Consider the following 22,209-nt stretch of genomic DNA (forward strand, 5'->3'; position numbering starts at 1 on the left):
TCAGACGGCCTCAAGTCCGAAATGACGGCGAACCAACGTTAAGGCCGTCTGAACATAATCCGCCTCGCCGTAAGGGTCGATTGCGTGCGCCAACGGAATTTTGCGCAACCAGGTAAGCTGGCGTTTGGCCAGTTGGCGCGTGGCCGCGATACCTTTTTCGACAAAAGTGCCGTAGTCGGTCAAACCCTCGAGATAATCCCATGCCTGGCGGTAGCCGACGCAGCGCATGGCGGTGGAATCGGCGGCCAGCTCGGGATAACGCGTCCGAAGCGTGCGCATTTCGTCAAGAAAACCCTGTTCCAGCATCTGCCCGAAACGCTTGGCGATTTGCGCATGCAGTAAGGCGCGGTTTTCCGGAATCAGCGCGACGGTGCACAAATCCAGCGGCGGCGTGTGGGTTTCTTTTTCGGCGAAATGGCGGCTCAAGGGCTTGCCCGTGAGCATGAACACTTCCAAAGCGCGCTCGATGCGCTGGCTGTCGTTGGCTTTCAGACGGCCTGCGGTTTCGGGGTCGATTTCCTGCAAACGCCGATACAGATACGCCAAACCGTGCGCCACTTTGTCGGCCTGAAGCTGCGCGCGGACGGCGGCATCGGCTTCGGGCAAATCGTTCAAACCTTCGGTCAGCGCGTGGAAATACATCATCGTGCCGCCGACAATCAGGGGCAGCCTGCCGCGGGCATGGATTTCGTTGACCAAGCGCACGCAGTCGGCGACGAATTGCGCCGCGCTGTAATTCTCCGGCGGCGAAATGATGTCGATGAGGTGGTGCGGCACCGCGGCACGCTCGTCTGCGGTGGGCTTGGCCGTGCCGATGTCCATACCGCGGTACACCAGCGCGGAATCGAGGCTGATGATTTCCACGGGCAGGGTTTCGGCGATTTTGAGCGCGAGGCCGGTTTTACCACTGGCGGTCGGGCCGAGGACAGCGAAGGCTTTGGGCGTGTTCATAGGAAAAAATAGATTTTGGGAAACAGGGGATTATAGCAAAAAAGGCCGTCTGAAAGTTTTAGCGAATCCCGCTGCACCCGTTTTCAGACGGCCTCGAACCGATTTTGGATGAAAACCCGAAGTTTGATGAAATGCAGAAATGCGTTGGCTCATGACCCAACCTGCCTCAAGTTTCAGACGGCCTTGATGTTTAAAAACGCAAACCGCCGCTATCGGGAGAAACACGGTAACGGCGGCATTTTCCGGCTTTGTCTGCGGACAAAAATTCCACCCGTCCGCATACGGTTTAAAGGTTCAGACGGCCTCGGTAATCCCTGCAAACACGTCAAAATAAGTCGGAAAGGTTTTGTGCGTGCATTTCGGGTCGTTGATGACGACGGGTACGCCGAGCAGGGAAACCAGCGAGAAGCACATGGCGATGCGGTGGTCGTCGTAGGTATCGATGGCGGCTTCGGGAATCAGCTGCGCCGGCGGCGTGATGTGGATCGCTTCGGCTTCTTCCACGACTTCCGCGCCGAGTTTGCGCAATTCGGCGGCCATCGCCGCGATGCGGTCGGTTTCCTTCACGCGCCATGAACCGATGTTGCGCAGGGTGCAGGCTTTGCCGCCGGCGAGTGCAACCACGGCCAGCGTCATGGCTGCGTCGGGAATGTGGTTCGCGTCCAAATCAAAGGCTTGTACGGATCGGTTTTCGGGGCGCGAAACTTCGATGAAATTGTCGCCCCACACTACGTCCGCGCCGATTTTTTCCAGTTCGCGCGCAAAGGCCACGTCGCCCTGAATGCTGTTCAAACCGATGCCGGTAACGCGTATCGGCGCACCGGAAATCAGGCCTGCGCCCAAGAAATAAGACGCGCTGGAGGCGTCGCCCTCGACGTGCAGAACGTCGGGCGCATGGTAACGCGCACCTGCCGGAATTCTGAACACGCGGTAGTCTTCGTTGTCCACGTTCACGCCGAACTGCGCCATCAGCTTCAGCGTGATGTCGATGTAGGGCTTGGAAATCAGCTCGCCGACCATCTGGATTTCAAACGCTTCGCCGGTCAGCGGCAAGGCCATCAGGAGCGCGGTCAGGAATTGGCTGGACACATTGCCCTTAATCGGAATCACGCGCGCGCCCTTGTCGGTAAACGCGTTGATGCGCAGCGGCGGATAGCCTTCGTTGCCCAAATATTGAATATCGGCACCAGCAATGCGCAGCGCATCGATCAAATCGCCGATGGGCCGCTCGTGCATACGCGGCACGCCGTGCAGATGGTAATTACCGACGAGTACGGCCAGCGCAGCGGTCAGCGGGCGGAACGCCGTACCCGCATTGCCCAAAAACAAATCGGCTTCGCGGTTGGGAAACTTGCCGCCCGTGCCGTGCACTTTCAGACGGCCTGTTTCCAAAAATTCGATGTTCACGCCGAGTTTGTCCAAAGCCTCGAGCATACGGTCGGTATCGTCGGATTTGAGCAGCGAACGGATTTCGCAGACATTGTCGGACAAGGCAGCCAAAAGCAGCGTGCGGTTGCTGATGCTTTTGGAGCCGGGCAGCGCGACGGTGGAAGGTTTCAGGCGTGAAGCGGGTAAACGGATGGATTCGGTCATGATTTTGCGTGAAAAATATCGGGAAAACAGAATAAGCGCATTATACACAGTTCGCCCCGTTTACGGACGGAGTGGAAAGAGCTTCAAACCGCTTACCCGCCATTTTAAACAAGTAAAACCCGTTTTCAGACAGCCTCATGCCAAGGATAGGATATTTTCAGCATGAAAATGGCGGAAGACAGGCAAATAAAACGACAAACCGATTCGGTACGAACCGCATGACAAAGGCCGTCTGAAAATTTTCAGACGGCCTTTCGATACCCGGTTTACATGCCCCTAAACTGCGGCAGGAACGCCGGAATGCCCGGCAGCATACCGACCGCACCCATCGCCAGACACAACACGGCAAACCCGATGACCGGAACCATCACGCGGCCGGCAAAGCCCAGTTCGACGCTGCGTTTCTTGTCGCCGATCAAACCCAAGTTGTCCAGCAGCATGGTCAGCGACCAACCGAACACGGGATTGACCAGCGCGGACGAGAACACGACAATCGCGGCGGATTGGGTGGTTTTGCCCTTGCGCGTCATTTCCATGCCTGCCTCCAGCAGCGGCACATACACGCCCACCACCAAAGCCACGCTCAATACCGGCTGCCAAATCGCCAAGTCCATCGGATAGCCCCACAGGCTGGCGACGATACACAGCAACGCCGTCAACACCGCACCGGCAGGAATCGGCCGCTTGGCAATCGATGCGGGCACGATATACGTTCCCCACGACGACGTGAAGTTCGCACCGCCCAATGCCGAACCGACGGCCTGACGCACGGAGCAGCTGACCATCGTATCGTCGATGTTCATGTGCATTCTTTCGGTTTTTTCGGGGTAACTTAATTTTTGGAACACTTGGTGTCCCAAGAAATCCGGCGACCACATCGCCACCGCCAGCACCGCAAACGGGAACACGACCAAGAAGCTGTCAAACGTCGGCAAACCCAGCATCCAGCCGGTATTTTCGCCCCACCAGTAAGCCGGACTCATCGGCGGCAGCCCCGGCTCGGTATTGAAGGTGAACGGCGCGCCCAAAACGAATGCGGTCACACCTGCCAACACACAGCCCAACGGCACGGCCAGCCAGCGTTTCTGCCAATGCTCCAGCAGGGCATACATCAAAATCGTTCCCATAATCACGACAAAGGCGATATAGGCCTTATCAAACGCCCCTGCCCATTCGAACAGTTTCTTCACCTGCCCCGTGGTGCCGATAAAGCCGAGATAAAGCAGCAGCCCGCCGCAAACGCCGTTGCTCGTGAGCTTGGCCATCAGCGAACCGCCTTTGAATACCGCCATCAGCAAACCCAATACCGCAATCGAAATACCGAATGCCAAAGGATGGCCGCCGGCCGCCACGACAATCGGAATCAGCGGAATCAGCGGGCCGTGCGTTCCCGGCAGATTGGCGGTCGGCAGAATGAAGCCCGACAATGCCAAAATAAACATGGCGGCAATCAGCAATTCATAGCGCACGTTTTCCAAAACAAAATCGGCGGGCAGACCGAGCGGCGCGGCAAATGCGGCGGCCACCGCACCCACCATCACGACCTTGCCGATGGTACCGGCCATTGCCGGAATCAGGTCTTCAAATTCAAAACGGTAATCGCGAAACGGCAGGTTGGGCCGCCAACGCTTGGGCTGCATGATTTGCAGCTCGTGGTTCAGATAATCGTCTCGGGTGCCGAATGCCGAACTCGGCTGATGCAGCTCGGCGTAGGTTTTTTCTTGCGTGTCCATTATTCACTTCCTGTTTTTGATTTTATGTTGCGGTCTGCCTTTTTACTCCTCCGGCGCAAACCGATGCCTATTAAAATGCCGTCTGAAAAAGGAAACCAATCTTATTTTCTGATGCCTGCTATCCGATTTATTGATGACATCTACTGAAACCCTTGATTTGATAGCCTGTTTTGACTTTCGGAAAAAGAAAAATTATGTTAAAAATCACGCATACAAAATAAAATCCGGCCTGAAAAATGGATATCAACCAACTAAAATCCTTTGTCACCGTCGCCCATCAAGGCAATCTCACCCAAGCCGCCGAACGTCTTTTCCTCTCCCAGCCTGCCGTCTCCGCCCAAATCAAAGCCATCGAAAGCGACTTGGGCACGCCGCTGTTCCACCGCACCAGCAACGGCATGACGCTGACCCGCGCCGGCGAAGTTTTCTTGCCCGAAGCCGAAGCCCTGCTGCAACACAAACACAAGCTCGAGCAGTTTGCCAAAACCCTGGCGCAGGACTACACCGAAGAAACGCAACTGGGCATCATCCACCCCGTCGATTCCGTCAAACTGGCCGAACTCACCGCCCTCATCAACCGCACCGCCCCCAATACCCGCCTGCACATCCAATACGGCATGAGCGGCGAAATCCTGTCGCGCATTCAAAACAAAACCCTGCACGGCGGATTTTTCTTGGGCAACATCAACCAGCGAGGCATTTGCAGCCTGTTCCTGCAAAACCTGTCTTATTCCCTGATTTGCCCGAAAGGCGAAGAAGCCGCCATCCGCGCCGACCCGAAAAGTCTGGAAAACTACACATGGATCGAAATGTCGGGCGTATCCGGCAGCAGCAAGCATTTGCAGCAATTCTGGCGCGCCAACCGTCTGTCGCCCAAGCGGCAAATCCTGTGCGACTATCCGCAGGCCATTTTGGATTTGGTCATCCACGGTATCGGCGTGGCGATGGTACCGAGCAACAAAGCCGACGCCGCCATCCTCGACGGACGTCCGCTGTCAGTGTTGGAGGAATACCGCCAAACCATGCCGATGCATTTCATTTACGCCGGCGAATACGAAGACAATCCCGATTTGCAGCTTTTGAAACAAAGCGTCGAAGAAATTTGGCAACTTGCGCCTGTCTGACAGAAAAGGCCGTCTGAAAACTTCAGACGGCCCGAAACCTTCGGGATAAGCGCATAAAAAGAGCGGCATGACCGTCTTTTGAGCCATACCGCTTAAGTTTGCGACACACGCAAGCTGTTAACCGAAACCTTGCCCTATCGGCAATATCTTTACGGTTTCCATTAAAACCCAAATCATGCGTTTGGGCTAATTTTCTTTTTTGATAATTTCCATTTGTTTTGCTGATGGTTTTATAAAATATATTTTTTATTCAATATATTAAAACGTTCAAAACCAATCAAATATCCAAATACCTTTTTATTTCGGGTTTCTTGTGACAAGGCCGTCTGAAAATGTTTCAGACGGCTCCGATGCCCCGAACGGACATTCCCGCCGAATCCGGTTTCCGCACCATCCCGGCCTTTTATCCGCCCGGCTAAAATGATATGATTTTCGTCACGACACCCGACTGTTACAAGGAGAAACGATATGTCCGACACGCTGCCCCGCCCCGAAATCGATTCAGACGGCCTGCTCGAATATTCCGTGGTTTATACCGACCGCGCCCTAAACCATATGTCGCAAAAGTTTCAGACGGCCTTACGCTACATTTCCGCTACCTTAAAATCCGTTTACCGTGCGCAGCACGTCGCCGTGATTCCCGGCAGCGGTACCACCGGCATGGAAGCCGTGGCGCGCCAGTTTGCCCGCGGTGAAAAATGCCTGATTATCCGCAACGGCTTTTTCAGCTACCGCTGGACGCAGATCATCGAACAAGGCCGCATCACCGGCGACACCAAAGTGCTGACCGCCCGCCAAGCCGACGCATACCAGGCCCCTTTTGCTCCTGCACCGATTGACGAAGTATGCGCCGAAATCGCCGCCTACCGCCCCGCCGTAGTGTTCGCGCCGCACGTTGAAACCGCTTCGGGCATCATGCTGCCCGACGACTACATCGCGCGCTTGGCCGAAGCCGTCCATGCCGTCGGCGGTTTGCTGGTTATCGACTGCATTGCCTCGGGCTGTATTTGGCTGGACATGGAAAAACTCGGTATCGACGTGCTGATTTCCGCGCCGCAAAAAGGCTGGAGCGGCACGCCGTGCGCCGGTTTGGTGATGCTGAACGGGCGCACCTACCAAAAAGCGCAGGAAACACAGTCCGACAGCTTCGCCGCGGATTTGAAAAAATGGCTGCAGATCATGGAAGCCTTTGAAAACGGCGGCCACGCGTATCATGCCACCATGCCGACCGACGGCCTGTTCCGGCTGTACGAAGTGATGAAAGAAGCCGAAAGCGTCGGTTTTGAAAAACTGCGCAGCCTGCAAAACGAATTGGGCGGCAAAATCCGCCGCCTACTGGCCGAAAACGGCTTCCCGAGTGTGGCCGCCGAAGGCTTCGAAGCCCCGGGCGTGGTGGTTTCCTACACCGACAATCCCGACATCCAAAGCGGCAAGGCCTTTATCGAACAAGGCCTGCAAACCGCTTCGGGCGTGCCGCTGCAAGTGGGCGAACGCAGCGATTTCCAAACCTTCCGCCTGGGCCTGTTCGGTCTCGACAAGCTGCAAAACATCGACCGCACCGTCGAATCGTTTGCCGCGGTATTGGCAAAAGTGAAATAGGCTACAAAACCCGAAGGCCGTCTGAAAACATATCGCTCATGTTTTCAGACGGCCTTTTTCACGTTTGTAATCTTCCCGAACAAACTTTACGCCATATAAAAAAACTGACTGCAAAGAAAGCCATCCGCCCTCCCAATACGCGACTATCCAAAACAAAAAAGACCTTGAATCCTCAAGGTCTTTTTCTTCGTAACTGGTGGAGGCGGGGGGAATTGAACCCCCGTCCGAAAGCCCTCTACAAAGCGTTCTACATACTTAGTCTTGCCTACTTGGAATCTTGCTCCCCTTGCGCCGACAGACAGGCTCTTGGGAAGCCAGTTACCTTAAATCTTATTTTCCGCCAAGTAACCCGACGGAAAACCAGCCAATGTAAAATGACGTTGCCGTAGGTTTGACCCTACACAGCCCATCGGCCGACTGCTGCAACGGCTAGCCTTAAGCGGCTAAAGCGTAAGTTTCGTCGTTTGCGACTATTTAAGTTCAGTGTTTTACGGGAAATCTGAGACCCCGGTATGCCCGCATCTGCTTCGCAACCCCCGTCGAAACCAAGATCGCCCCCAGATAGGAAGCGTTTATTATACGCAGAGAACAGGGTTTTGCCAATCTTTCTCAGGCCGTCTGAAAATATCGTTTGTGGCAGGTTGCGGAAAAAGGCTACACTCTGTTTTTTTGTTTGGCAGCCATATAGATCTGCTCAATTCTCATTCGACAACACCCGCTGATTTTCAGACGGCCTTTTAATTTGGACAGGCCGTCTGAACAGGACAAACCGATATGTACGATGTCAATACGCACGATGTGCGCCGTTTCTTTGCCCATGTCTGGCAACACCGTTTTACGCCGCTGCAACTCGACGCTTTGCAGCACAAAGCCTTGCGGATTATCGAAGCCCATCCCGAATACGCACATTATCTGGCCGACATCGACAATTATCTGGATAAAAACTGGCTGCCCGAAAACGGCGAAACCAATCCTTTTCTGCACATGTCGCTGCATCTGTCTTTGCAGGAACAGGCCGCCATCGACCAGCCGCCGGGCATCCGCGCGATACACGCGCAATTGTGTGCGCGTTATCATGACGACTGGGTTCGCGCCGAGCATGAAATGATGGACGCGTTGGCGGAAACCTTGTGGGAAGCACAGCGTTACGGGCGCGGTTTGGATGTGAATGCCTACATGACCCGTTTGCGCAAACTGGTCGGTCTGGGGCAGGAAGAACATGCCCGCCTGAATCCGCACGAAGTGGGGTTGTCCGACAAAATCAGCGGACGCGGATAAAGCGGTTTGAAATATAAAAAGGCCGTCTGAAAACCTGTGGCTTTTCAGACGGCCTCATTCAATCCATCAACCCCGCCTGCCGCAATGAATAAGCCTCCCGTGCCGTCACCACAAAATGATCCAGCAGCGAAATATCCACCAAGCCCAAAGCCTTTCCCAGCCTTTTGGTAAACCGGATGTCGTCTTCAGACGGCCTCGCATGGCCGCCCGGATGATTGTGGGCGATAATCAGGCTGTCGGCGTATTCTTCCAATGCCAATTTGACGATTTCCCGGATGTAAACCGTGTTTTCCGCTACCGTGCCGCGCGACAATTCGTGAGCGGCAATCAACTGGTTTTGCCGGTTGAGCAGCAAAGCCACGCTCACCTCAACCTTTTCGTGCCCCAAGTTCAAACGCAGATAGTCGGCTGCGGCCTGCGGGTTGCTCAGCGTCATGTTCTGCTGCAAATCTTCGCTCAGAATGCGCCGTCCGATTTCTTTCACTACGGCAAACTGGGTAAAACTGGCCAACCCCATGCCCTTGTGCACGGATAATGCGCGCGCATCGGCACTCATCAATTTTCCCAAACTGCCGAATTCCTGAAGCAGATACCGCGCCAAATCGACCGCACTCATGCCGCGCGTACCGACCCGCAGCAAAATCGCCAATAATTCGGCATCGCTCAATGCCGCCGCGCCGCGTGCCAATAATTTCTCACGCGGCCGCTCCCCTTCCGGCCACTCTTTAATGCTCATAAAAAAACCTTAAAATAATTACTTTTATTATAGTTTTACAGTATATCAAATTAGGATAATTCCACCCAATTTTCTTTGCCTGCCGCATCAAAATGCGACGGATATGTTTTCCGCATACAACAATGCCGTCTGAAACCTTTTCAGACGGCATATGCAAATCAGTCTGTTCAACTGCCTAATTTTCCGTAAGGCTGATAATCGCTTAAACGCAACACCCCGACGGTTTTACCGCCTTCCTGATAAGGATAAAGCAAGACATAACGGCCGGATTCATACTCAAAACGCGGGGCTTTTGAATGCGTTTGGAAAGCGTTGTCCAAATATCCGCGTTCCGCCAAGCCCGCGGCATAAAGAAATTCGCTTTTATCGATCGTCTGAACCTTCTCTTCCCAATGCGTCATTTGGTCAGAATTCAAATTAAAAAACACAGGCTTGCCGTTGATATTGCCGGGGACAATCAACGACACGTGACTGAACGCGCTGTCTTGCTTGCCCAACACCGACAAAATCTCTTTGGCCATCTGAAATTGTTCAGGCGCAAAACGGTAACGGACAAGCCATGCCAACTGTGTGCGGTTGTCTTGAATCAGGCTTTGCGCGGAATGCTGCAAAAGCTGCTGCTTTTTCTGTATGGTCAGATAGTTGCCGCCGAACAATACCGCCGCCAATACGGGAAACACGAGCAATACGCCGTAAATCAGTTTCCTGCCGCCCTTTACGTCTGCTTCCTGCCCGCGCTCGGCGATGCGGGTCAAATTAAGCATAATGTTCAGCATCAACGCACCCGCCATCAGAGCCAAAATGCCTAAAATGCTCAAGCCGAACATGTCCGTTATGTGTTCACGAAATACTTTCAGCCCGAATACTTCAATCAAAACAAACGAAAATACCCAATACATCAGCAGCAATACCGAAATCAGGCCGATGATATTGCTGACCCTGACCAATTTTTTCAATTCCACCGCCCGCTCCTGTTCTGCCGTACCGAATCCGATAAAATCTATCTTAGCGGAAAAACAAATCGGAATATACGGATTTCTTCGGTTTCTTTTTCAGACGGCCAAGCCATGCCGTCTGAAAACTGTTTCGGTCACCATCTCCGCCCATTATCCCTTTTTTGCCACGGAATCCGCACCCAATCCGCCTGAATCGGGCATTAACAAAAATTTCATATTGCCCCCTGCGCTCATAGACTAATATAATACCGAGTTCATCTGAATCAAAGCTTACCGCGTCTTCAAAATTAAATAGTCTGCCTACCGTCAGTTTATTTAATTTTGGAAACCGTATTTCCCTTTTTTCCTGCTGCCCGTGCGCTTCCCAAGCCTTTTCAGACGGCCTGTTCGGCCTATGCCGTCTGAAAACGCCCTCCAGCAATCAAACAGCTTTTTATCACCCATCGAAAATCCGTTTTGCCGGTACTCGTTTTAATTTTTGGAGTATTGCCATTATGACCGCAACCACTGCGTCTTCTGCCAAACCTTATCTGCAAATCCAAGGTTTGGTGAAAAAGTTTGGTGACAATTACGCTGTCGATAACATCGACTTGGATATCTATCAACACGAAATCTTCGCCCTTTTGGGCAGCTCGGGCAGCGGCAAGTCAACCCTGCTGCGTATGCTGGCGGGCATGGAGATCCCGAATCAGGGCAAAATCATTCTGGACGGCCAGGACATCACCCGGCTTGCTCCCTACGACCGCCCGATTAACATGATGTTCCAAAGTTATGCCCTGTTCCCGCACATGACGGTTGAACAGAACATCGCTTTCGGCCTGAAACAGGACAAAATGCCCAAAGGCGAAATCGATGCGCGAGTGGAAGAAATGCTGCGCCTGGTGCAGATGACCAAATTTGCCAAACGCAAACCGCACCAGCTTTCAGGCGGCCAACAACAGCGTATCGCCTTGGCACGCAGTCTGGCCAAACGTCCGAAAATCCTGCTGCTTGACGAACCTTTGGGCGCATTGGATAAAAAACTGCGTCAGCAAACCCAATTGGAACTGGTCAACACACTCGAACAAGTCGGCGTAACCTGCATCATGGTCACGCATGACCAAGAAGAAGCCATGACCATGGCCACGCGCGTGGCGATTATGTCCGACGGCCAACTGCAGCAGGTCGGTACCCCGAGCGACGTCTACGACTACCCGAACAGCCGCTTTACCGCCGAATTCATCGGCGAGACCAATATTTTCGAAGGCGTGGTAGTGGATGACCATGCCGATTATGCCGTCATCCAGTGCGAAGGCTTGGAAAACCATGTCCGCATCGACCACGGCTTGGGCGGCCCTGCCGAACAGGATCTGTGGGTCAGCATCCGTCCGGAAGACATTGATGTGTACAAAGACAAACCCGAACATTTGGGCGATTACAACTGGGCGCAAGGTACGGTCAAGGAAATCGCCTACTTGGGCAGCTTTGCCATCTACCATATCCAACTCCCCAACGGACGCGTGATTAAAAGCCAGGTTCCCGCACCTTACTGGTATGTGCGCAACATCACGCCGCCGACTTGGGACGAAACCGTTTACGTAAGCTGGCCTGAAAACCAACCTACTCCGTTGTTCCGATAAACAAGGAATACCGTGATGAATTTTGAGAATTTGAAGAAAAAACTGTTCCGCCGTCCCGGACAGCGTGCCGTTATCGGCATTCCGTATCTGTGGCTTCTGGTGCTTTTTCTGATTCCGTTTGCGATCGTGCTGAAAATCAGCTTCGCCGAGCAGGAAATCGCCATTCCTCCGTTTACGCCGCTGACGACTTACGATGAAGACTTCCGCCGTCTGAACATTCTGCTCAGTTTCCAAAACTATGCGGACATTTTCCAAAACTTCTGGGCAACTTTGGGCCAACTGCTCAATCCGTTCAGCAGCGGCAACGGCGAAAACATTTATCTGCTGACCTATTGGTCTTCGATTAAAACCGCGCTGACGACGACGGTTATCTGCCTGCTTATCGGCTATCCGACGGCCTATGCCATTTCCCGCGCCAACCCGTCGATCCGCAACGGCCTGCTTTTGGCGATTATGCTGCCGTTTTGGACTTCGTTCCTGCTGCGCGTTTACGCATGGATGGGCTTGCTGGGGCACAACGGCATCATCAACAACTTCTTGATGAAAAACGGCATCATCAGCCAGCCGCTGGACTTGTTCTACAACGCGTTTTCATTGAATCTGGTCATGGTTTACGCCTACCTGCCGTTTATGATTCTGCCTTTGTACACGCAACTGGTGAAACTCGACGGCCGTCTGCTGGAAGCGGCTTCGGATTTGGGAGCTGGCCCGATTAAATCATTCTTTACCATTACCCTGCCTTTGTCGAAAACCGGCATCATCGCAGGCTCTATGCTGGTATTCGTACCGGCCGTGGGAGAATTCGTGATTCCCGAACTGGTCGGCGGATCGGAAAACCTGATGATCGGTAAAGTATTGTGGCAGGCATTCTTCGACCAAAACAACTGGCCGCTGGCTTCCGCCGTTGCCGTCGTCATGGTGATTCTGCTGGTGATTCCGATTGCACTGTACCAGCACTATGACAACCGCCAAATTGAAGAAGGATCGAAATAATGCGCAAACAAAAATTATCTTGGTTCTTAAAGCTGATGCTGTTCATCTCATTGGCTTTCCTGTATATCCCGTTGTTTGTTTTGGTGATTTATTCATTTAATGAATCCAAGCTGGTAACGGTTTGGGGCGGCTTTTCAACCAAATGGTATGCCGCATTGATGCAGAACAGCACCATTCTGGAAGCCGCTTGGCTGTCATTGCGTATCGCCTTGGTCTCTTCATTGGCAGCAGTCGTACTCGGTACACTGGCCGGCTATGCCATGGCGCGCATCAAACGTTTCCGCGGCAATACCCTGTTTGCGGGCATGGTTTCCGCTCCGATGGTGATGCCGGACGTGATTACCGGTTTGTCGATGCTGCTGCTGATTATTCAGGTGCAGATGTTCCTGCAAAACAGCGAATGGCTTCAGGCACTCTACTTCGACCGCGGCTTTTTCACCATTTTCTTAGGTCACACTACCCTGTGTATGGCTTATATCACGGTGGTCATCCGCTCGCGTCTGATTGAACTGGATCAGTCGCTGGAAGAAGCTGCGATGGATTTGGGCGCGCGTCCGCTGAAAATCTTCTTTGTGATTACCCTGCCGCTGATTGCCCCTGCGATTGCTTCCGGCTTCCTGCTGGGCATTACCCTGTCGCTGGATGATTTGGTGATTACCTCATTCCTGTCCGGCCCGGGTTCCTCCACCCTGCCGCAAGTGATTTTCTCCAAAATCAAATTAGGCTTGGATCCGCAGATGAACGTATTGGCGACCATCTTTATTGCCGTTATCGGCACACTGGTGATTCTCGGTAACTATTGGATTATGCGCCAAGCCACCAAACGCGAACGCGAAATGGCAGAAGCCTACCGACAGGAAAAACTGGCCGTACAGCAGCCTGCGCCATAAGGTTCAACCTTAGAGAGAAGCGGATAATCTTTAGTCAGGATTATCCGCTTCTGCATTCGGGCATACACACCCGTCAAAGGCCGTCTGAAAAAATGTTATAATCCGAAGCAATTCTTTTTAAAGGAAAATGACCATGCAGACATGGCGCGAAGCAATCGGTGCGGAAAAGGAGCAGCCCTATTTCCGACACATCATCGATACCGTTAAAAAGGAAAGGCAGTTCGGACGGATAATTTATCCGCCGGCAGAAGATGTGTTCAATGCGTTCAAGGCGACCGAATTCAATCAGGTCAAAGTGGTGATTTTGGGACAAGATCCTTATCACGGCGCGGGGCAGGCGCACGGCTTGTCTTTTTCGGTGCGGCCGGATGTCCAGATTCCGCCCTCGCTCGTGAATATTTACAAAGAATTGGCCGACGACATCGAAGGCTTTCAAATACCCCGGCACGGTTATTTGCAGCATTGGGCAGAACAAGGTGTTTTGTTACTCAACACGGTGTTGACCGTACGCGCCGGACAAGCGCATTCGCACGCATCTTTGGGGTGGGAACAGTTTACCGACTGCGTGATTGCGCAACTGAACGAACACCGCGAACACATCGTCTTCCTATTATGGGGCAGCCACGCTCAGAAAAAAGGCGCGTTTATCGACCGCAGCCGCCATCTGGTCTTGACTGCGCCGCACCCTTCGCCGCTTTCTGCCTATCGCGGTTTTTTCGGCTGCAGGCATTTCTCGCAAACCAATGCGTATTTAAAGGCGCACGGTTTGGCCGAAATCGATTGGCAGGTTTGATAAAGCCGAACAAAACAGAGGCCGTCTGAAAAAATTCAGACGGCCTCTGTTTTGTTTAAGCCAAAAACAATTGATAAGCCTGGTTATCCGTTTCATCCTGATACACATACCCCAAGCTGTCTAAAAATTGGGCAAATTCGGTTTCATCCTCGGGCGGTACATCAATCCCCACTAAAATACGGCCATAGTCCGCACCGTGGTTGCGGTAGTGGAACAAAGTAATGTTCCAACCGCCCTGCATGTGGTTCAGAAAACGCGCCAACGCACCCGGCCGCTCGGGAAATTCAAAGCTCACCAAACGTTCGTTTTTCACTTTGTCGGTACGCCCGCCCACCATATAGCGGATGTGGATTTTGGAAATTTCATCATTGGTCAAATCCACATTCGGCAAGCCGGCATCGTTAAGCAGCTCATGGATAATGGCCAAATCGCGCGAACCGGCGGTTTGCAGGCCGACGAAAACATGGGCTTTGTTTTCATTGCCGTAGCGGTAGTTGAATTCGGTGATGTTGCGGTTGCCCAGCAAATCGATAAATTTGCGGAAACTGCCCGGCTCCTCCGGAATGGTGACCGCAAAAATACCTTCGTTACCCTCGCCCAACTCGCTGCGTTCGGACACATGGCGCAGGCGGTGGAAATTCATGTTCGCACCGCTGGTCACCGCAACCAATGTCTGGTTTTGCACGCCGTTGCGGGCGATATAGGCTTTCAAACCCGCCAATGCCAGCGCGCCTGCCGGCTCCATAATGCTGCGCGTATCGTCGAAAATATCTTTAATCGCGCCGCAAACCGCATCGGTATCGACCGTAATCACGCCGTCGAGCAACTCTTTGCACAGGCGGAACGTTTCGTCGCCCACCACTTTCACCGCCGTGCCGTCTGAAAACAGGCCGACATCTTTCAGCGGCACGATTTTTCCTTCCTCAATCGACTGCTTCATGCAGCAAGAATCATCGGTCTGCACGCCGATGACCTTAATGTCGGGGCGCACCTGTTTGATGAACGCCGCCACGCCCGCCGCCAAACCACCGCCGCCGATCGGCACGAACACGGCATCGATTTTGTCCGCACGCTGGCGCACGATTTCCATGCCCACCGTCCCTTGACCGGCAATCACGTCCGGATCGTCAAACGGCGCGATGTAGGTCAGGTTCTCTTTTGCGGCCAATTCCATCGCATAATCATAAGCATCGTTATACGACACACCTTTCAGCACCACTTCGCCGCCACGGTTTTTTACCGCATCGATTTTGATTTGCGGCGTGGTTTCCGGCATCACGATGACCGCACGGCAGCCCAAACGGTGCGCCGACAAAGCCACCCCCTGCGCATGGTTGCCCGCCGAAGCCGCAATCACACCGCAAGCCAAAGCCTCTTTAGGCAGTTTCGCCATTTTGTTATACGCACCGCGAATCTTGAATGAAAATACCGGCTGCAAATCCTCGCGTTTGAGCAGAATATTGTTTTTCAGACGGCCTGACAAACCGCGAGCAGGTTCCAACGGGGTCTCCACCGCAACATCGTACACGGAAGCGGTCAAGATACGAATCAGATAATCGGAATAAGATGGGCGGGTATTCATAAGCGTATCTATTTACAATCAATCATTTAACGAATCATCACGCTGATTTTCCCGACAAAACCGTCAAACTTTGCCAACAAAACAGCGAAAAGGTAAAACCATACCCTTCAGGCCGTCTGAAATCAAGAAAAATCTTAGCAAATCAAGCCTGAAACGGTATAATGTGCGGCTGCCCTTTCCCCGGCCGTCCAAACCGCCGCCTTCTTGCGGTTACCGATTTTCAAACTGCTGCCAGCGCAGCTTCACGATGGTTTTCAGACGGCCTTTTTCACGCATTACGCAACAGATATTGATACACCTTTGTTATGAAAAAAACGCTATTCAGCCTGACCCTGGCCGCTTTATTAAGCACACCTTCCCTCGCCGCACCGCAACAGGCAGCCAATGCGGCATCCGCACCGGCCGGCCAAGCAGCCTCCTCCTCCCAGCCCGAACTTTTAATGCCGAGCATCAACAGCCCGACGGCAAAACCGGAAATCGCGGCTACCGCCTATATCGTCAAAGATCTGCACAGCAACCAGATTTTGGCGTCCAACAACCCCGATACCCAAATCGAACCGGCCTCGTTAACCAAAATGATGACCGCCTATCTGACGTTCAAAGCCTTGGAAAACGGCACGTTGAAAGCCGACCAGATGCTGACTGTTTCAGACGCAGGCTGGAAAATCGAAGGCTCGCGCATGTTTCTGAACCCGAAAGTACCGGCCAGCGTCAGCGACCTCATCAAGGGCATGATTGTACAGTCGGGTAACGATGCGGCCATCACCTTAGCCGAAGCCATGGGTAACGGCTCGGTGGACGAATTCGTCAAACAGATGAACGAAGAAGCCAAGCTTTTGGGCATGACGAACACCCATTTCAAAAATCCGACCGGATTGTCTTCAGACGGCCACGTTTCGACCGTCAACGATTTAGCCGTATTGTCAGCCGCGCTGATTAAAGATTTCCCGAAATATTACCCCATATTTTCCATTAAATCATTTAAATACAACAACATCGAACAGCCCAACCGCAACCTGCTGCTCTACCGCGATTCCAGCGTCGACGGCCTGAAGACCGGCCATACCGAAAGCGCAGGCTACAACCTGGCCGCCTCCAGCAACCGCAACGGCCGCCGCATCGTGTCAATAGTGGTCGGCACCGAGTCCACCGAAGCGCGCGCATCCGAAAGCGGAAAATTGTTGAACTGGGCTTTGCAGGCCTTTGACACGCCTAAGCTTTACAATGCCGACGAAGCCATTTCCCAAGTCAGGGTTTACAAAGGGGCAACCAAAGCCGTCAATGTCGGCTTTGTCGATGAGACCTATGTCACCATTCCCCACGACACCGGCCGAAGCCTGAAACCGATTTTAGAAACCGTTCAGCCCGTTTTGGCTCCGATTGAAAAAGGCCAAGTCTTAGGCAAACTCAAACTCATGAAAGACAATGAAGTTGTTGCCGAAAAAGAAGTGGTCGCGCTCAACAATGTCGCCGAAGGCAGCTGGTTCAGCCGTATTTGGGACAGCATTGTGCTGTGGTTCAAAACCACATTCGGCGGCAGCATGACGGACAAACCGGTATCAAACGCTCCTGCCGCCACAACACCGGCAGAAAACGCCCGGCCTGCCACTGCTTCAGCCGTGCAACCTGCGGCACAAGGCGCATCGCAGGCAGCACCTGCTTCAGCTCCGGTACCTGCAAGCACGACTGTTCCGGCATCCGCCGCATCCGCAGCAAAATGACGTTTTGACGCAAAAAACAAAAAGGCCGTCTGAAAATCTTCTTTTAAAAAGATTTTCATCCTGAAGTCGAAGGTTTGGCTGAATATTCAGGCGGATCATGCATTGCCTGACTCGGGGTTCCTCCCAAGCCGCCGCAGAAAACTTTTACAGCAGAATCTGCATTTGCAAAAAGGCCGAAGAATGCTTATAATCGCCATTCTTCAATCGGAATGTAGCGCAGCCTGGTAGCGCACCTGCATGGGGTGCAGGGGGTCGGAGGTTCGAATCCTCTCATTCCGACCAATTATCGGCAAAAGCAGCCGGACAGACTGTCCGGCTGCTTTTTATTTTTCGGAAATTTGGCGGCCGTCTGAAAGTTTTCAGACGGCCTCATTTATCTTTTATCAAACTTACTGCATTCCGTTCTGATTTTGCGGCATGGCCATTTTATAATGACGGGGTTGATTTCTTTTGAGGACGCATCATGAACCATGTTTTTAAATGGCTGCTGCTGTCGGCGGCATTGCTTTCGGCTTCGGCGGTTTCGGCGCGCAGTATGCACAAACACCGGCCCTTGTCTTTTGAAGAACTGCCGCCTGTCTGCCAGCAATATTTCAAACGTGCGGAGGCGTGTTACCGCAAGGCCGGAGAGAAAAAGGCTTTGTTCCAAAGCGGCAACACGACTTTCCTGCGTCAGTCGCTGCCTGCTGCCGATGAAAAACAGCGGGTGAAAATGTGCGAAATCGCATTGCATGATTTTTCGGAAAAAGTGAAAAACCTGAATTGCGAATGATGATGGCGCAAAGGCCGTCTGAAAAGCCGGAACATTGTGTGGCTTTTCAGACGGCCTTTTGTATGTTTGTGAAAATGCCCGACTTTTGCCATATTGTTGCAATAAGACTTTGTTATAATGCGCGTTCGATAAAATTTGCCTTCCTTACGGAGAATACGATGACTTTGAACCCCCCTGTCCGCATTGCCGTTACCGGTGCGGCCGGACAAATCGCCTACGCCACCCTGTTCCGCATTGCCGGCGGCATTATGCTCGGACGCGACCAGCCGATGATTTTGCAGCTGCTGGATTTGCCCCATGCGCAACAGGCCTTACGCGGCGTGATGATGGAAATGCACGATTGCGCGTTTCCGCTGCTGCTGGACGTTTTTGCCACAGACGACCCCGAAGTCGCGTTTAAAGACGCGGACATCGCGATTCTGATCGGTGCGCGCCCCCGCACTCAGGGCATGGAGCGTTCGGACTTGCTGAATGCGAATGCGGCGATTTTCAAAACACAGGGCGAGGCCTTGAACAAAGTCGCCAGCCGCAATGTGAAAGTCTTGGTAGCGGGTAATCCGGCCAATACCAACACCTACATCGCCATGAAATCCGCACCGGATATTCCGAAGAAAAACTTCAGCGCGCTGATGCGGCTCGACCACCACCGCGCGGTCAGCCAGATTGCCGAAAAAATCGACCGCCCCGTCACCTCGGTTGAAAAAATGTGCGTCTGGGGCAACCACAGCCCGACCATGTATGCCGATTACCGCTACGCCACCAGCAACGGCGATTCGGTTATGGAAATGATTCACGATGACGCTTGGTACACCGATGTCTATATGCCGAAAATCGCCAAACGCGGCGCGGCCATTATCGAAGCACGCGGCGCGTCTTCCGCGGCTTCGGCGGCAAACGCGATTATCTACCACCTGCGCGACTGGATTTTGGGTACCAGCGGCAAATGGGTCACCATGGGCGTGGCTTCCGACGGCTCTTACGGCATTCCCGAAGACGTGATTTTCGGTTTTCCGGTAATTTGCGAAAACGGCGAATATCAAATCGTGCAGGGGCTGGATTTGTCAGACGAATTCAGCAAAGCGCGTATTGCTTTGACCTTAAACGAATTACTGGAAGAACAGGCTGCGGTTCAGGATTTGCTGTAAGCGGTTTGGAAAATCAAAGGCCGTCTGAAAATGTGCTTGCACGTTCTCAGACGGCCTTTTTCAACTTAACCGAGCCGCGTAAAACATTCACACGGATGAGCGGCTTGACATCATTCAACGTTTCCTGAGCAACTGTTTGAAAACACAGCCTGGCTGCCCATCACGAAAGGCCGTCTGAAAACTTCGGATACCGTATCCGCCGGTTTTCAGACGGCCTTCATAGCAAAACAATGATTTGTTTTTCCACAAGCAAATATGGCACAATCTGCTGTCCGCTTAAACTATGACCGTTTCGGGAAAAATCATGTCCGCACAACAACATTCCCACGCCGCACCGCTCTTGATGGTCGGCTGCATTATTTTCGGACTCGGCAGCCTGATTGTGAAATTCGTCGATGTCGGTTCCTATGCCATCGCCTTTTGGCGGCTGGCCGTTTCCGGCGTCGTGTTTTTCTTTTTGACGCGCTTTTTCGGCCAAAAGCTGCCGCAAAACAAAAAAGCGGTTTGCACCGCCCTGCTCTCGGGTGTGTTTCTTGCCTTTGATTTGGCCTTATGGCACGAAAGCATACACGCCGTCGGCCCGGGCATTTCCACCCTGCTCAACAGCCTGCAAATCTTTTTCCTCTCCGCCATCGGCTTTTTCTTTTTCGGCGAACGTTTGGGCAAACTGCAAATGCTCAGCCTGGTGGTTGCCGTAACCGGCGTCGCACTCATCGGCAGCCCCGAATTCGGCCGCAATACCCATGCCGTTTGGGGCTTTGTCAGCGGCATTGCCTCAGGCGCCATGCTGGCCTTGTCGATGGTGTTTATCCGCAAAACCCATCAAATCGAACAAACCGCCCTGTTTCCGCTGATGATGATTTTGAGTTTCGGCGGCGCATTGTCGCTGGTTATTCCTGCGCTGGTTTTCGATTCCGGCGCACTTTACCCGACCACCTGGCGCGATGCCGGCTTGGTATTGGTTTACGGGATCGTCATGCAGTGTTTCGCTTGGGGACTGATTGCCTACGCCATTCCGCTGCTCTCCCTTTCCCTCACCGGCCTGCTCCTGCTCTCCGAACCCGTCGCCGCCTTAGTCATCGACTATTTCTGGCTCGACAAACCCATCAACGGCCTGCAATGGCTGGGCGCGGCAATGACGCTGGCCGCGATTTATTTGGGTTCGCTGAAAAGCAAATCCGCCGATTGATTCTGTTCGACAACAAAAGGCCGTCTGAAAAACAGTTTTCAGACGGCCTGTTAATGTCATTGTTGCGTCACACAGCCTGCCTATAATTTGTGCGTTTACACCACAGAGGCTTATCATGAACCGAACCACCCTTGTTTATGCCGCGCTGGTTTCACTATTCACACCTGCAGTCGCATCCGCCCAAGCACACGAAGCCGTACTGGCCGGACATGCCGTACTGCCTGCGAAAACCTTTATCCAAGCGCCCCATGATGCACCCGAGACCTTGCGTTACAGCGGAAAATTCACCACGTCTTCACGGGTTGAAAATCCCGAAAGTATCGAGGGAAAATCAGATAAACGTCCGACCGGCGTTTTCCTGCCGTTTGACGGCCAGCCTGTTCAAGGGCATTCGGGGATTCAGCGCATGAACGACGGCAGCTACTGGGTTCTCACGGACAACGGCGCGGGCAGCAAAGCCAATTCTCCCGACTTCATACTGCATCTGTCGCAATACCGCATTGACTTCAAGTCCGGCAGATTCCACAAACAGCGCACCGTTTTCCTGCACGATCCCGACAAGAAAATTCCTTTCCACATCACCCATGAAGCCACCGGCAACCGCTACCTCACCGGCGCGGATTTGGACCCAGAAAGCTTCCAAATCATCGGCAACCGCATTTGGATAGGCGAAGAATTCGGCCCCTATCTGATTGAAGCCGACCTCAACGGCAAAATCATCAATCTTTACGAAACGCAAATCGGCGGACGAACCATTATGTCGCCCGACCATCACGCAGTGCGCACCCCTGCCGCACCGACCGAAAAAATCACCTTTCAAGCCAAACGCTCGAAAGGTTACGAAGGCATGGCCGCCTCACCCGACGGCAAACGGCTCTATCCCATGCTTGAAGGCCCGCTGTGGGACGAATCAAAAAATGCCTATGAAAATTCGGCAGGAAAAACCTATCTCCGCATTTTATCGTTCGACACCCACCGGAAAGAATGGGGAAAAGAAACATGGCGTTACCCGCTGGAACACCCCGATCACGCCATCGGCGACTTCAACATGATAGACAATGAGCGCGCATTGGTAATCGAACGCGACAATGGCGAAGGCGTCACGGAATACGCCTGCAAAAACCAAACGGATACCGCCCGTTGCTTCAATAACCTTCCGAAATTCAAACGTGTATATCTGATCCGTCTGAATCAGAAAAACGCCGGCGGATTTGTAGAAAAATTAGGCTATGTCGATTTGCTCAATATCCAAGACCCTGACCGAATCAGCAAAAAGCCCTTAAGTGGCGGAAAATTCGTCTTCCCGTTCTTTACCATTGAAAATGTCGACATCGCAGACAATGAACACATTATCGTCGGCAACGACAATAACCTGCCCTTTTCCAGCAGCCGCCTACCCAATCAGGCAGATGATAACGAAATGATTTTATTGAAAGTCCCCGGCTTGTTGAGCTTGGGGAAATAAAACCGGTGTGCTTTGTTTAAAAAAAGGCCGTCTGAAAACCAATGTTTTGGTTTTCAGACGGCCTTGCTTT

Annotated in this window: 18 protein-coding genes, 1 tRNA gene and 1 other RNA gene; 13 read left to right on the forward strand and 7 right to left on the reverse strand. The window is 52.9% G+C overall.

Annotation, left to right across the window (positions count from 1 at the left end; genetic code table 11):
* From miaA to ACM67E_RS07325, 3 genes are all read right to left on the reverse strand, one after another.
* Positions 1-951 carry a tRNA (adenosine(37)-N6)-dimethylallyltransferase MiaA gene (gene miaA / locus ACM67E_RS07315; RefSeq protein WP_416190810.1) on the reverse strand — a complete coding sequence of 317 codons (951 nt, stop codon included), beginning with the start codon at positions 949-951 and terminating at the stop codon, positions 1-3.
* Between the two features lie 294 nt (positions 952-1,245).
* A complete protein-coding gene (gene aroA / locus ACM67E_RS07320; RefSeq protein ID WP_416190811.1) occupies positions 1,246-2,544 on the reverse strand; it encodes a 3-phosphoshikimate 1-carboxyvinyltransferase in 1,299 nt (432 codons plus the stop codon).
* Between the two features lie 266 nt (positions 2,545-2,810).
* The gene (locus tag ACM67E_RS07325) at positions 2,811-4,277 is read right to left on the reverse strand and encodes a DUF3360 family protein (RefSeq protein WP_416190812.1); all 1,467 of its coding nucleotides are present in this window, start codon (positions 4,275-4,277) and stop codon (positions 2,811-2,813) included.
* A 236-nt stretch (positions 4,278-4,513) separates the two neighbouring features.
* Between ACM67E_RS07325 and ACM67E_RS07330 the strand changes: the two genes are divergently transcribed.
* Both ACM67E_RS07330 and ACM67E_RS07335 read left to right on the forward strand, forming a co-directional pair.
* Positions 4,514-5,401 (forward strand): LysR family transcriptional regulator, encoded by an 888-nt coding sequence (locus ACM67E_RS07330; protein ID WP_416190813.1) that lies wholly within the window; start codon positions 4,514-4,516, stop codon positions 5,399-5,401.
* Positions 5,402-5,869: 468 nt separating this feature from the next.
* Positions 5,870-7,000: an aminotransferase class V-fold PLP-dependent enzyme gene (locus ACM67E_RS07335; RefSeq protein WP_416190814.1), complete on the forward strand. Its 1,131-nt coding sequence runs from the start codon at positions 5,870-5,872 to the stop codon at positions 6,998-7,000.
* A 194-nt stretch (positions 7,001-7,194) separates the two neighbouring features.
* Here ACM67E_RS07335 and ssrA read toward each other — a convergent pair.
* Positions 7,195-7,559, reverse strand: a transfer-messenger RNA (tmRNA) gene (gene ssrA, locus ACM67E_RS07340).
* Positions 7,560-7,774: 215 nt separating this feature from the next.
* On the opposite strand from ssrA, the gene ACM67E_RS07345 reads away from it, so the two are divergent.
* Positions 7,775-8,278, forward strand: a complete 504-nt coding sequence (locus ACM67E_RS07345; RefSeq protein ID WP_416190815.1) for a DUF1841 family protein — start codon at positions 7,775-7,777, stop codon at positions 8,276-8,278.
* 58 nt (positions 8,279-8,336) lie between these two features.
* Here ACM67E_RS07345 and radC read toward each other — a convergent pair whose 3' ends face one another.
* Both radC and ACM67E_RS07355 read right to left on the reverse strand, forming a co-directional pair.
* Positions 8,337-9,014 (reverse strand): RadC family protein, encoded by a 678-nt coding sequence (radC, locus tag ACM67E_RS07350; RefSeq protein WP_416190816.1) that lies wholly within the window; start codon positions 9,012-9,014, stop codon positions 8,337-8,339.
* A 167-nt stretch (positions 9,015-9,181) separates the two neighbouring features.
* Positions 9,182-9,976 (reverse strand): peptidase, encoded by a 795-nt coding sequence (locus ACM67E_RS07355; protein WP_416190817.1) that lies wholly within the window; start codon positions 9,974-9,976, stop codon positions 9,182-9,184.
* A gap of 488 nt (positions 9,977-10,464) precedes the next feature.
* On the opposite strand from ACM67E_RS07355, the gene ACM67E_RS07360 reads away from it, so the two are divergent.
* The 4 genes from ACM67E_RS07360 (at position 10,465) to ung (ending at position 14,265) form a co-directional block, all read left to right on the forward strand.
* On the forward strand, positions 10,465-11,589 hold the full coding sequence (locus ACM67E_RS07360; RefSeq protein WP_416190818.1) for an ABC transporter ATP-binding protein: 1,125 nt from the start codon (positions 10,465-10,467) through the stop codon (positions 11,587-11,589).
* Positions 11,590-11,604: 15 nt separating this feature from the next.
* The gene (locus tag ACM67E_RS07365) at positions 11,605-12,582 is read left to right on the forward strand and encodes an ABC transporter permease subunit (protein WP_416190819.1); all 978 of its coding nucleotides are present in this window, start codon (positions 11,605-11,607) and stop codon (positions 12,580-12,582) included.
* Positions 12,582-13,472 (forward strand): ABC transporter permease subunit, encoded by an 891-nt coding sequence (locus ACM67E_RS07370; protein ID WP_416190820.1) that lies wholly within the window; start codon positions 12,582-12,584, stop codon positions 13,470-13,472. The genes ACM67E_RS07365 and ACM67E_RS07370 overlap by 1 nt, the downstream gene beginning before the upstream one ends.
* A gap of 133 nt (positions 13,473-13,605) precedes the next feature.
* Positions 13,606-14,265: a uracil-DNA glycosylase gene (gene ung, locus ACM67E_RS07375; RefSeq protein ID WP_416190821.1), complete on the forward strand. Its 660-nt coding sequence runs from the start codon at positions 13,606-13,608 to the stop codon at positions 14,263-14,265.
* 55 nt (positions 14,266-14,320) lie between these two features.
* On the opposite strand, the gene ilvA is transcribed toward ung, so the two are convergent.
* Positions 14,321-15,847 carry a threonine ammonia-lyase, biosynthetic gene (gene ilvA, locus ACM67E_RS07380; protein WP_416190822.1) on the reverse strand — a complete coding sequence of 509 codons (1,527 nt, stop codon included), beginning with the start codon at positions 15,845-15,847 and terminating at the stop codon, positions 14,321-14,323.
* Positions 15,848-16,152: 305 nt separating this feature from the next.
* On the opposite strand from ilvA, the gene ACM67E_RS07385 reads away from it, so the two are divergent.
* From ACM67E_RS07385 to ACM67E_RS07410, 6 genes are all read left to right on the forward strand, one after another.
* Complete coding sequence (locus ACM67E_RS07385) at positions 16,153-17,568, forward strand: D-alanyl-D-alanine carboxypeptidase family protein (RefSeq protein WP_416190823.1); 1,416 nt, start codon at positions 16,153-16,155, stop codon at positions 17,566-17,568.
* Between the two features lie 205 nt (positions 17,569-17,773).
* A tRNA-Pro gene (locus ACM67E_RS07390) sits at positions 17,774-17,850 on the forward strand.
* Positions 17,851-18,031: 181 nt separating this feature from the next.
* Entirely contained in the window at positions 18,032-18,340 is a 309-nt protein-coding gene (locus ACM67E_RS07395; RefSeq protein ID WP_416190824.1) for a hypothetical protein, read from the forward strand.
* Between the two features lie 158 nt (positions 18,341-18,498).
* Complete coding sequence (locus ACM67E_RS07400) at positions 18,499-19,485, forward strand: malate dehydrogenase (RefSeq protein WP_416190825.1); 987 nt, start codon at positions 18,499-18,501, stop codon at positions 19,483-19,485.
* 304 nt (positions 19,486-19,789) lie between these two features.
* Positions 19,790-20,674 (forward strand): DMT family transporter, encoded by an 885-nt coding sequence (locus ACM67E_RS07405; protein ID WP_416190826.1) that lies wholly within the window; start codon positions 19,790-19,792, stop codon positions 20,672-20,674.
* Between the two features lie 115 nt (positions 20,675-20,789).
* On the forward strand, positions 20,790-22,139 hold the full coding sequence (locus ACM67E_RS07410) for an esterase-like activity of phytase family protein (RefSeq protein ID WP_416190827.1): 1,350 nt from the start codon (positions 20,790-20,792) through the stop codon (positions 22,137-22,139).
* The last annotated feature ends 70 nt before the right edge of the window (positions 22,140-22,209 follow it).

The sequence above is a fragment of the Neisseria sp. CCUG12390 genome (genome assembly GCF_047837985.1).
GTDB lineage: Bacteria > Pseudomonadota > Gammaproteobacteria > Burkholderiales > Neisseriaceae > Neisseria.

Coding starts and splice junctions, on each gene's coding strand:
- ACM67E_RS07410 (WP_416190827.1), top strand. CDS start 20,790: ATGAACCGAACCACCCTTGTTTATGCCGCGCTGGTTTCACTATTCACA.
- ACM67E_RS07365 (WP_416190819.1), top strand. CDS start 11,605: ATGAATTTTGAGAATTTGAAGAAAAAACTGTTCCGCCGTCCCGGACAG.
- ACM67E_RS07335 (WP_416190814.1), top strand. CDS start 5,870: ATGTCCGACACGCTGCCCCGCCCCGAAATCGATTCAGACGGCCTGCTC.
- miaA (WP_416190810.1), bottom strand. CDS start 951: ATGAACACGCCCAAAGCCTTCGCTGTCCTCGGCCCGACCGCCAGTGGT.
- ACM67E_RS07330 (WP_416190813.1), top strand. CDS start 4,514: ATGGATATCAACCAACTAAAATCCTTTGTCACCGTCGCCCATCAAGGC.
- ACM67E_RS07325 (WP_416190812.1), bottom strand. CDS start 4,277: ATGGACACGCAAGAAAAAACCTACGCCGAGCTGCATCAGCCGAGTTCG.
- ACM67E_RS07345 (WP_416190815.1), top strand. CDS start 7,775: ATGTACGATGTCAATACGCACGATGTGCGCCGTTTCTTTGCCCATGTC.
- ACM67E_RS07395 (WP_416190824.1), top strand. CDS start 18,032: ATGAACCATGTTTTTAAATGGCTGCTGCTGTCGGCGGCATTGCTTTCG.
- ung (WP_416190821.1), top strand. CDS start 13,606: ATGCAGACATGGCGCGAAGCAATCGGTGCGGAAAAGGAGCAGCCCTAT.
- ACM67E_RS07385 (WP_416190823.1), top strand. CDS start 16,153: ATGAAAAAAACGCTATTCAGCCTGACCCTGGCCGCTTTATTAAGCACA.
- ACM67E_RS07400 (WP_416190825.1), top strand. CDS start 18,499: ATGACTTTGAACCCCCCTGTCCGCATTGCCGTTACCGGTGCGGCCGGA.
- ACM67E_RS07360 (WP_416190818.1), top strand. CDS start 10,465: ATGACCGCAACCACTGCGTCTTCTGCCAAACCTTATCTGCAAATCCAA.
- ACM67E_RS07370 (WP_416190820.1), top strand. CDS start 12,582: ATGCGCAAACAAAAATTATCTTGGTTCTTAAAGCTGATGCTGTTCATC.
- ilvA (WP_416190822.1), bottom strand. CDS start 15,847: ATGAATACCCGCCCATCTTATTCCGATTATCTGATTCGTATCTTGACC.
- ACM67E_RS07405 (WP_416190826.1), top strand. CDS start 19,790: ATGTCCGCACAACAACATTCCCACGCCGCACCGCTCTTGATGGTCGGC.
- aroA (WP_416190811.1), bottom strand. CDS start 2,544: ATGACCGAATCCATCCGTTTACCCGCTTCACGCCTGAAACCTTCCACC.
- radC (WP_416190816.1), bottom strand. CDS start 9,014: ATGAGCATTAAAGAGTGGCCGGAAGGGGAGCGGCCGCGTGAGAAATTA.